The following is an 11,612-nucleotide window of genomic DNA, read 5'->3' as shown; positions in this document are numbered from 1 at the left end:
TCTTTGAAGTTTTAGTTGTTTAACGAACTGAAGTAATTTTACTACCAAAATATTCAGAAGTCAAGAAAAATTTTCCTTTCTATTCATGATATATTTCGTTTTTTAACAACAACCATTGCCATTCTATTAATCCTTTGTCAGCTTTTTTATCCAATTTCCGTAGTTTACTTTCAAGAAAGCAGGAACACATTTAAATAACTGATCCAAATTTAAACAGACAAATACTACAACAGGAGATACCTTAACAACAAAAGCCATAAAAAATGACAACGGAATAACAATCGCCCATATACTTATCAAATCCATTTTCACAACAAAATTCACACTGCCGCCTCCGCGGATGATTCCACTGTTTGTTGGCATTTGATAAGACATTCCAACAACCACAATACATAATATATTTAAAAATGTATTTGTCATTTTCATTGTTTCCGGTTGCAAATTATACAGACTCAAAAAAGGTCCCTTTAAGCAAAAGAGAGCTAAACCGGAACACAACCCTATGCATAAAAATATCTTCTGCATTTTTTTAGCATAGCGTTTTACCAATTCTATTTCGCCTGTTCCGATGATTGTTCCGATTATAACAGTTGCTGATGCTGCTGCTCCTACAGAAGCTGACTTAATCAAAAGAAATAATGTGGACGAAACGCTGTTTGCTGCAATTGCCGCTGAGTTCATATGCCCTAAAACAAAAGTCTGCAACGCTGTATTCAATCCCCACAGCCCCTGAGTGATCAACAAAGGGCCTGTAATACGGAAATAGTCCTTGCAAAAACTTTTATCTAAACATTTATAATCTGCAAGCCTAAGCTTTAATTTCGTCTCTTTCTTCCATATAAACATGAGCAGAACAATAAATTCAACAATACGTGAACACAATGTTCCTACTGCAGCACCTTTGATTCCCAACTCTGGAAAGCCAAATTTTCCAAAAATAAGCAAATAATTTATTCCACAATTAAGAAAAAATGCCAGCACTGACAAACGGAATGCTATTTTTACAACTTCAACACTACGAAGAGTTGCAAGAAGAATCTGGATTATAGCAAAAAGCACATATGTAAAACGGATAATAGCAAGATAATCCATTCCCTCTTTAATAATCATATGATCTGAAGTAAAAAAGCCAACCGCATGATCAGGAGCAGTGCTGGTAAATACAAACAATAAAAAAGCGAGACAAATTGCACTGCTCATGGCAATCGCTGAAAATTTCTTCATATTTTTTACTTCTTTTCGACCCCAATATTGACTGCAAATAATTACTACTCCATCTCCCAGTCCAACTAAACACTGTTGAAAAATAAACTGAATCTGATTTACAGCTGCCGCTCCTGCTAATGCAGTTTCACTATAACTTCCCAACATTACATTATCTGTCAAATTCACACTTAAAGTAATAACATTTTGCAAAACTAATAATATATAAATTGAAAAAAACTGTTTATAAAATGATTCCTTTTTTTGTTTCATTATTTGTTTTATAAAAACTCTTCCCTCTGCCCTATATTGCCGCTGCATCATGCGCTTATAATTTCAGACCAATGGGCGCTATAACGCATTAAATCGGGGTGTCTGAATAAACTTCAGGCACCCCGATTGCTCTAAAACAAACAACTTTACAAGTATTACCTCACTCAAACTGAAACGGAACGGTAATCTGGGTCACGTAATTATCCGGATTATTCTCAGACACCTCATCAATAAAGCTTTCCTCATAAGAAAACTCTCCCAGCCGAAAATGATGTTTTCTCCCATATTCCAATATCTGGGAATACGCCTTATAGGTAGTATCATACGCTCCCTTATAATACAGAACCAGATAGTTCCCCTCCGGTTTTTCCAGGTACTCACCATCCTCAGTATCTTCCTCGCAAGGCTCGTCTACTATGGTATAATACCTGCAATACAGCGTAGTATTGCCAACCGGATTCATCAGAAATTTATTTTCCACCATTCCTCCGATCGCCGGTCCACAGTGAAGCTGATGCAAAACACGATACCCGATCATCTTTCCATAGATTTCTTGTCTCTCGATTTCCTTTGCATCCATGGAAATATATTTCGTGCAATACAGGTATTGCGTCTCATGGTGCTCTATGTATATTTTCCCACAGGTCACATGATTTGCCTTTTCAAGCAACTCAATCCTCTTATTCATTTCTTTGGACAACGTAACAAGCTCCGCAACTTTCTTCTTTGTTTCCAAAATGCCTTTTTGCAGAAGCTTTGCTGTTCTTTCGGCATCCCTTGTATCAAAGTATTCTTTTATTTCCTCCAGTGACATTCCGATAGTCTTCAAAGTCATTATGGCATAAAAACAATCCAGCTGCGTGAATGTATAATAACGATATCCCATATCGTCTACATATTCAGGTGAAAACAGATGAATTTTATCATAGTACAGCAACGTCTGCTTATTCACCCCTACCATTTTCGCAAATTCTCCTGGCTTTATATAATTTCTAACCACTTTTATGCCTTTCCCGGAATTAGCCTTTCACAGATCCAGCCATTACTCCGTCCGTAATATATTTCTGCAACAAGAGATAGAGAATGATCAGTGGAAGCATCGCAAGGTTAAACGCTGCGAATGCCTGGTTCAAATCTACAGAATGTACGCCGAAATATCGGTACAGCAACTGCGGAAGCGTCTGTACTTCCTCGCTGATGAGTGTTACTGTGGACAACTGAAAATCATTCCATGCAAATAATGCATTGATAATCAAAATGGATATCAGCACAGATTTCATCAATGGAAATACAATCCGCCAAAAGGTTCCGAAATATCCCATCCCATCTATATAAGCTGCTTCTTCCAGGTCTCTCGGAATCCCTTTTACAAATCCTGTACAGATCAAAATACTCAGGGAGAGCTGAAACCCTACCTTCACAAATACATTGCCTGCAAATGTGTTTAACATTCCCCAGTCTCTCATATCTGCATAAATCGGAAGCAACACTGACTGGTATGGTATCAGCATTGCAACCAGAAATAAGGAATATAAAACATTATAAATCCTTTTCTTATTTCTGGCAAACACATATGAAGCCATAGGACATATAATCATAAGCAGGATAACAGATGGAATCGTAGTATAAATGCTGTTAAGCATTCCTTTAAAAAAACTTCCATCCTCCAGAACCGCCACATAATTCTGAAAATCAAAATGTGTTGGAAGGCTTAGCCCCGTGAGTGTAATTTCCTGTTTTGTCTTAAAGGAATAAATGATTCCAATGTAAAATGGAGATAGCATAATCAGTGCAAATAAAATCGCAACCATGCTAATGACGATTTGTTTTGTCTTTACTTTTGACATCACATCTCGACCTCCTTTCTTCGCAGATAACTGGTCAGCAGAATGGTCAGAACCGCCAGCCCAGCTGTCAAGAGAATTCCAATTGCCTGGCCATATCCCGCATTATGGTAAACGAATATATTTTTATAAATATACATTCCCACTGTCTCCGAAGCATGACCTGGCCCTCCTCCGGTGGCCGCCATCTGATAGTCGAATGCCTGCATTCCCCAAGCAAGAATCAACGTGATATTAGCTGTAAACGCCGGAACAATCAACGGCATTGTGATATTGAAAAATGACTTGATTGCACTGCACCCTTCTATCCTTGCAGCTTCATAATACTCATTCGGCACCATCTGCAATGAAGCAATGTAAATAATCATACAGTAACCGCTATCCTTCCAGATTGCAATCGCCGCAATTGCCGGATTTACATAGTTTACATTGCCCAAAAAGCTTTTAATTCCAAGTAATGCATAAAATACATCCGAATATATATATGTAAACATAAAACTCGCAAGAATCATACTAAGTACAAAAGGCATAAAGAAAATCGTTCTCAACACTGCATTCAGCTTTGACGTCTTCTTCACCAGCAGTGCCAGAAGCAACCCTATCACATTACAGCCAATCAGATAGAGCAATGTAAAGAACAATGTATTCCCCACAACCTCCGTTATATTCGGATCCTTAAAAACCTGTAAATAGTTTGAAAGACCTACAAAAGTTCTTGTATCACTGTATCCGTCCCACTGATAAAGTGACAGCGGAATTCCCTGAAGAAACGGAACCAGCACAAAAACTGCAAATACAATACAGGCCGGAAGCAGGAAGAGAACATTGCACAACTTTCGCTTTGATGAATTTTTTAAATTTCTTATCATTCCGTTTCCCCCTATTCTGTTGATTTATTGAATCTGGAATTCAGAATCCAGTGTTTTCAGTGTTTTTTCCACATCTGGATCATTTACAAACAACTGCATATTCTTATTAAATTTGTCTGTAGCCTCTCCGGAAAAGAATACGTATTTATCAACATTGACAATCTTTCCCGACTGGATATATTCCGAAACCTCCTGAAGCAACGGATCGAGACTCTTTACCTCCATGCCGTTAATTGGGATTGCTTTCGCATTTTCCGACCATATCTGCAGGCCTTCCTTAGATGTTAAGAATTTCAAAAAGTCAATTGCGTTTTCTTTGTGCTTACTCTTAGAACTTACCATCCAGGCATCGTCAACCGCCGCATACATCTTATTTTCATCCTCGTTGTCTGAAATCGGAACAGCAAAAATTCCAAAATTTCCATCAGGATTATTTGCCAGAATATCACCTACTGTCCAACTTCCATTGATATACATTGGACTCTCTCCCGCCGCAAACAGCTGACTGCTTACAGCCGGGTCTGTTCCTAAATCGTCTCCCGACAAATAAGACAATCTCTTGGCAAATAACTCCAAAGCTTCTTTCATTTCCTTTGAAGAAGAAAATGACGTTTTCCCAGATTCCAGATCCGTAAAGAAACCAACATCATCTATTTTGTCAATAATCGGATATAACTGAGTGTCTAAATCATACTGAATATACGCTGCGTCCTTGTAAGGACGGATAAACGGAGTAACTCCCGCTTCCTCAAAAGTCTGACACACTTCGTAAAACTCGCTTAATGTTGAAGGCACTTCCACATGATATTCTTCAAACATATCTTTATTGTAAAAGGCACAAATTACCATTCTGTCCAACGGCACACCATAGGTATTGCCCTCTATTGTCATACAGGACAGCTGATCCTCTGTAAACTGATCCAGAATATCATAATCATTCAGAATCTCTATCTGCCCGGATTTTACCAACTCCTGATTCAAAATAGCTGTTCCGAAAATCAAATCCGGTGCGTCATTGGCTCCAATTCTAGTCTGAAGCGTTGTAGTAAAGGTTCCGTAATCCAGGTTCTGAATTTTAATCTCTACGCCGGGATTAGCTTTTTCATAAGCTTCTATTACTTTATTGAACCCATTTCTTTTCGTATCTTCTCCCATAAAGCTGATTGCATTCAATGTAATTTTATCATCGTTGCTCTCACTCTTCTCACTGCTCTTTCCCGAACAGCCTGTCATCAACCCCATTGTCATAGTCATGGCAAGTATTATAAATGATAATTTTCCAGCTTTCTGTTTCATATACTTTTCTCCTTTATCTCAAATAATAATGTAAAAGTATCAAAAATGTCCCTGCTGTAGATGTATACCCCTTGTTATTCAATGGTGCTCCAGTCTCTGCATTATAGCACTCCGCACAGCCTCCGTTGCGTATCAGATTACAATATTTAACGGTCAGGTCATCTGCCATCTCCTGCTCACCGCACTTCGTCAGTCCTTCTATCAGCGTAAGTGTCATGGTAAACCAAATCGGCCCGCGGAAGAATCCGTCTGCATGATAATATTTACTGTCAAGGCTTTCAGATGCCAACCCGTATTCTGTAATGTACTTTCCATTTTTCAACTCGTTTATAATACTGGTTCTGATTTCCAAAGGAAGACGTTCTCCCAGCATCAAAGGAGTAAAAAGGATCGGACTTTGAGCGTAAATTCTTTCGCCTGTAATGTTATTTCTGGCAAATGGCAGATTCTTTTCGTCAAACAATGTATTGATCAGTCCTTTCAGACTCCTGTCAGCCAGATCTTTCCACTGTTTCTCCTCAACCTTCTTATCCAGCTTCTCAGCAAGCATTGCAAGGCAATCCATCTGTAAGATCATTAAAGTTGTCAAATCAGGGCTCAAAATATTCAATTCCTTACGGAAAACTGTGTCATCGTCTCCGCACGCGTCATATCCGTGATGATACTCAAACACACCACTTTCCTGTTCATCCATATGATTCAGATAGAAGTAAGTGTATTTTCTCATCTTGTCATATATTTCATCCAGCTGATTTTTCGTAAACTGGATTTTATCCAGCATCTTCATCACGATCCAGCCCAGATTTGGCGGCATACTGGCCTCATAGCTTTCCATTCCTTCGCCTTTGAAATTAGGAATTCCTCCCAACTCGTCCTGGCTATCCAGCATAGTCATTAACTGATCGTATGCAAGTTCGCTGTCTGTCTCACACAAACCAGCCGCTATCAGCCAGCTTTCATATGCCCATACAGCGCACAGAATATTTTTTGTCATATAAATGGATTCTCGTTTCAGATATCCACGTTCAGCTACAGAACCAGACCAACAGAGATATGTAGCCAGTTTCTGTGCCTCTTTGTACTCTTGGGGAACCTCCGGCAGCTTTGAGCAAAACTCATCAAATGCATTTTTTGTATTGCGTACCGTCTGTTCAAAATCAACACAGCCTTCTTTTTCCACATTCGCCCAGACATATGTGCGTAATTCCTTGATCATACACTGAAATGCACCGTCTTCTGCTGTGATATCATACAGACATGCGGTGTTCAAAAGATGATCTGCTTCCCATTCCTGGTAAACTTTTACAGTTCCCAAGGATGTAAATATTCCGTAATTATCAAATGAAATATGATTTGTCAGTTTATGATAGCTTCTTCCGCCCTTTACCGGAATCTGAACCAGGAAACTGGAGCGGCCTTCTATAACGCAATCCAGACGCAATCCCAGTTTTTCACCTTCACCTCTGATAAGCAGTCTGTTTTCATCCGCATAGCAAAATGCTATTTTCCCTTCCTGACAGATAAGTTCCACTTTCTCATATCCTGCATGTATCTCGTAGGGAACCTCTTGCCCATTATACAGCGGAATGAAACGAATCATTTCCATATTGTTATTCTGTCCCTTTGTGCAAACAGAACGCAGATACAATCCAGGGGTAGACACGAATGGCATTTTATCCAGATTACTCGAAAAACCTGTACAGCTTGTATATCCGCTATAATAATCCTCAAACAAATAATTTACTGCCATATAGGACTTTCTCATTGAAAATGGTACTTTACTGATATCTAATCCTGTGATTTTCATATTTCCTCCCTAACATCACTATTATTTTTTGTTTCAATCTGATATGTAAACTGATAAAACCGGCAAATCCGTATTTTTTCATGTCCTCCTTTCCAACGGTTCTACCTTAAAATATAATTTTAAAATATAATTTATATTTACCATTTAAACAGCTTTCTGACTCCGTCAATCGCAGCTCCATAAGCAAATGTAGCCACAAATGTGACGACTCCCGGTCGGACGCCCAACAATGCGGCCAGCAAAATCAATGTACAGTATGTAATCGTCAGACCCACTCCATACTGTTTTTTTAAGAGAGAAGCTATCGACACACTATACATGTCCAGTGACTGCAAGCCATAATTCAGCGGTATGTAGTAAGCAAAACTAAGGATGATCAAAAGGCTTCCTAAAAGGAGGCAGCTCATACGAAAAGCAAATCCTCCCTGCCCTTCCAGAAAACCAAACACATATCCCCAGAAATCAATACAGGGACCTATCCCGAAACAAAATGCAAAAGAGCCAAATTTTACCAGCTTCCGATTCGAAAAAAAGAAAAGAAAAAAGGTCAGCCCTTCAAACAGCATCGAGGCTTTCCCCAACGAAATATGCAGTTTCCGGGATAAGGCATATTCAAAATTCGTCAAGGGATCCAATCCCCAGTCTGCCAGAACTAAAAGCGCAACGCCAGCCGCGCAGACCGCCACAGCGGCCATGATTTTCATACATGTGATTTGTTTTTCTCTCTTCATGAACCAAAGTATACAGTATATAGTAGCTATATAGTCAATAGCTATAATGAAAATATTTAAAAATTATTTTTCCTCGTCATTATAACCACTTTCATTCTAAATCTTAATAGTCAAATTTTGAATACGCCCTATATTATAAGCATTTTTTTAAAATTTTTGTCACTTTTCGGAAAACAGGAGCAAAAAAATACGTAAGAAACCCTATAGTTACCTTATCCTTTCTTTCTCCATGCTCTGGAAGATCTTCACTAATAACCTACTGCTATATTCAGTTCCCCTCCTACTCACATTTTTTTACTTCACTTCCTGATTCCACTCCACACCATTTGTATCTGTCTATGTGTCTTTTCCATCATAAATATAGACAGTATTAGTGCGATCCATGTAACGGCCATCCACTAACTTATAAACAGTTGTTGTTTCTCCCTGCAGATTTATGATTTCAACTACATCCTCTCCCGGATAATCTTCATTTTGTGAACTAGATTCAGGATTCTCTTCTTCAATTTCTTCTGAAAAATCCCCCTGGTTTTCATTATCATCTGTATCCGAGTCAGCCTCTTCTGTTGGTTGGTCTTCAACTATAATTCCTTGATGCAGCAGTGGTATCTGAAGCCTTTCTCTGATTGATGATTATATGATTAAGTATGTTGTAGAACATGAAATGCTTGGAACCATGACTACATAAACTTTATCGCCACCTGAATACAGGCGGCAGCCCTATAAGGACTGGCGACAGGAAGTTAAACAGTCTGATGACAATTCATGTGAGCAAGTCGGTGACATCTCATGAGGTCAATAACATTACTTTATAACATGTAACGGAGAGAAAGATGGTTGTCGTTAGCCATCTTTTTTTCTTTTTATGGTAAAAAATTTGGGAAGGGTGTGACTCGGTATGAGTCACACCCTCCCTCTCTTAGAACTGTCTATTTTATAAGATGGTGCAAAGTAATTTTCGCATGTCTGGCCACTTTTTTCGGTGCTGGTTTTTCTATTATGACTTTTAATAATGACGTGGACATTCCAGCTCTTTTTGAACAGATTTATACCCAGATCACAGGACAGCACGCCACCATTATTGAAGATGATTCAAGGCAGTATTAGAAGGTACAGAACATCTGCTTTCACACTATTCGATATCTCCAAGACAAGCCATAACACCGCTGATCATGGTATAATAGTAATCCTCTTCCTGCAAAATATCCAGTGCCAGATACAACACACTGTCCCCTGCATCCTCATCATACCTGTCATTGATTGCCTGTGCTAGTGTATTTCCATTATAACCTTTCGTTTCCTGTCCCATTCCTTCCAGAACTTCCAGAATGGAAGAAGCCAGGGCAATTCTGCTGTCATCCGTCCGTTCTCCATACCATTCATCCTTGTACATTAATGTAAGTTCCGGAATTCCTCCGGCTTCCAGCAAAAGGAACTCTTCATCCAGATTTTTCAGAGCCTGACTTCGAAAAACCTTCCGCACTGCATCCTGGTAGCTTTGGTAATCCACTCCTACGCTATCTGCAGCAATGCTGAAAACATCTTCGGAAATTCCAATTTCATAAGCGTACTCAATCAGGTCTTTTATCTCTTCCGACTGTGTTTCTTCATCTGCTGCTCCTGTATTAATCAGAAACTCCAGCAGCATTTCAGAAATAATGTCTTTCAGATCCTCATATTTTTCCTCATCGTTCCAAATGGTTTTTCCAAAAAACAGTAATTCCAAAGTATCACCCTGATTCAGTTCTGCTATCAGACTTTCTTCCTCAGTCAATGGTTCAGAAGCAGCGACAGGCAATGCTGACTGTAACAGAAACAATCCCATCAGAATGAAGGATAACATCTTTCTTTTTTTCATCTGAGATTCCCTCCTCAACTTTTAATACTGACATAAGTGTCCTTCCTCATCAATGTAAAACACATCATCCGTTCCCATATACAAGTCTTCCACACCGTCAAAATACATTACATTTCCTTCTCCATCGTACCAGTAATAGGGAGTTCCCGAGTAATCACCATCTCCCGGATCACTGTTCTCTACATAATCATCTCCCGCTGTCTGTGCTTCATAAGCAATCGAATCAGATTCTCTTGAAAAGGCAGCTTCTGCATAGATATTTCCATATCCTTTCTGAACCGGATAAATAAAAAGATCTCCGTTTCCGTCAAGACTGACATCTGCCACATGATTTCCATCCAAAGAAAAAAGCTGCAGTGCCGTAGTTCCGGAAGTTTCAAAAGTTCCACTGTCAAAAAGATATCCTCCGCTTCCATCTGTATTTCTGGAATTGTAAATTTCCCAGGTTCCTTCTCCATAAAGCCTGAGATTCATTGCATTAAGATCTCCATACTGATACCAACTGTCAAAATACGCAATAAACACTTCCAGACTCTGCCCTTCTGCACTTGGATCATACTCTGTGCCAGTGCCCGTTCCTGTGCCTGTGTTATTGCCTGTATTATCCATATTAAGAATTTCTGTCAATTCCAAAGAATTGATTGCATTTTTATACTCCTCCAGCATTTCGTCTGCCCAGTCTATATTCATCTTATATGCATAGCCATAGGTACTGTCATCCGTCTGGATATAAACCATTTTCCACAGACAGGTATCTTCATTTGCACCAGTTTTAAAGCTCAGATTATACACCGGATAACTGAATTTTTTTGTAAGCTTTTTGTTTTTCTTTTCTTTATAACCTGATATCTCGCAGGCGCTGACAAGTTCCGCAAACTTCTTCCTGATTTCCTTCTCATCTTTATCTGAAACAGCATCATTTTTTGCACTGCAGTTGACAATTACGGTCATTCCGTCTGCAGTCATATCTGAGTAAAAATAACCGCCTTCCCAGTTGGAATCATTATAAAGCGGCTGCAGACCAGTATACCTTTTAGATGACATAAGCACATAAACAGAAGGATTTTCATATACATTTTCACTTTCAGACTCAGCAGCATCCGCATCTTCATTGGATTCTTTGTAAAAAATCGCTCCATCTACATTTCCCATATGAAGACTGGTTTCGGAATCAAGATAAAATCCGGCGATCCAGATGCCAACCCTGTTAAACATATCATATCTGCCATTCCCGTCCCCATACTCATCTGTATACTTCAAATATCCCTGTACCGTGTCTTCTTCCATCTGATATACAAACATTCCATCTTCTGTCAGCGTAAGGATTTCTTCACCGGAATTATTTTCATTTCGCCATATGCCTGCAATTTTGGCAAAATCCACATCATTCTCTTCCTGAGCATATTCTGTTTCTTCTGCAAATGTGAAATTGCATGGTATTACTCCAAAAGCAGTTCCGGTCAGTGTAAGGATCATAATTGATGTAAATGTTTTTCTCTTCATATGCGTTCCTCCTGTTCTTTTATTTTTCACAAATATAAAGAAACCCATCATATATAAAGTATATGATGGATTCCTGCAAACTCCAATTAACTAATGGTTAGTTGTTTCCTGAAGCAGTTCTAAAAGACGCTGTCTCTTCATCCTGGTAATAAGCATGACAGTCGTACTTTTAAAGCATTATACGATAAGATATCTAAACTGAATCCGCAGATGGTAGTTGCAGATGCA

The 11,612-nt window shown here is 39.0% G+C and carries 9 protein-coding genes; all 9 read right to left on the bottom strand.

Translation table 11 applies throughout. The features are described from left to right. Positions 1–126 precede the first annotated feature (126 nt). The 9 genes from AB5916_RS08475 to AB5916_RS08435 all read right to left on the bottom strand — a co-directional run bounded on the left by AB5916_RS08475 (position 127) and on the right by AB5916_RS08435 (position 11,384). Positions 127–1,476, bottom strand: a complete 1,350-nt coding sequence (locus AB5916_RS08475; RefSeq protein WP_368190299.1) for an MATE family efflux transporter — start codon at positions 1,474–1,476, stop codon at positions 127–129. Between the two features lie 160 nt (positions 1,477–1,636). Next, the gene (locus tag AB5916_RS08470; protein ID WP_368190297.1) at positions 1,637–2,476 is read right to left on the bottom strand and encodes a MerR family transcriptional regulator; all 840 of its coding nucleotides are present in this window, start codon (positions 2,474–2,476) and stop codon (positions 1,637–1,639) included. Positions 2,477–2,495: 19 nt separating this feature from the next. Then, positions 2,496–3,323 carry a carbohydrate ABC transporter permease gene (locus tag AB5916_RS08465; RefSeq protein ID WP_158421943.1) on the bottom strand — a complete coding sequence of 276 codons (828 nt, stop codon included), beginning with the start codon at positions 3,321–3,323 and terminating at the stop codon, positions 2,496–2,498. Continuing rightward, positions 3,323–4,189, bottom strand: coding sequence for a carbohydrate ABC transporter permease (locus tag AB5916_RS08460; RefSeq protein ID WP_368190296.1), 867 nt, complete (start codon positions 4,187–4,189; stop codon positions 3,323–3,325). Before AB5916_RS08460 ends, AB5916_RS08465 begins: the two co-directional genes overlap by 1 nt. A 24-nt stretch (positions 4,190–4,213) precedes the next feature. Next, positions 4,214–5,485 (bottom strand): ABC transporter substrate-binding protein, encoded by a 1,272-nt coding sequence (locus AB5916_RS08455; RefSeq protein WP_158421942.1) that lies wholly within the window; start codon positions 5,483–5,485, stop codon positions 4,214–4,216. A gap of 13 nt (positions 5,486–5,498) precedes the next feature. Next, entirely contained in the window at positions 5,499–7,292 is a 1,794-nt protein-coding gene (locus AB5916_RS08450; protein ID WP_368190294.1) for a hypothetical protein, read from the bottom strand. Positions 7,293–7,429: 137 nt separating this feature from the next. After that, positions 7,430–7,996: a hypothetical protein gene (locus tag AB5916_RS08445; RefSeq protein ID WP_368190292.1), complete on the bottom strand. Its 567-nt coding sequence runs from the start codon at positions 7,994–7,996 to the stop codon at positions 7,430–7,432. A 1,159-nt stretch (positions 7,997–9,155) separates the two neighbouring features. After that, positions 9,156–9,881, bottom strand: coding sequence for a hypothetical protein (locus AB5916_RS08440; protein WP_368190291.1), 726 nt, complete (start codon positions 9,879–9,881; stop codon positions 9,156–9,158). Positions 9,882–9,902: 21 nt separating this feature from the next. Then, on the bottom strand, positions 9,903–11,384 hold the full coding sequence (locus tag AB5916_RS08435) for a hypothetical protein (protein WP_368190289.1): 1,482 nt from the start codon (positions 11,382–11,384) through the stop codon (positions 9,903–9,905). Positions 11,385–11,612 lie beyond the last annotated feature (228 nt).

Source organism: Blautia sp. 1033sp1_1033st1_G9_1033SCRN_220408 (assembly GCF_040929965.1).
Lineage (GTDB): Bacteria > Bacillota > Clostridia > Lachnospirales > Lachnospiraceae > Blautia_A > Blautia_A ammoniilytica.
Note: the sequence above shows the minus strand (reverse complement) of the source record. Positions and strands in the feature narration are given on the sequence as shown.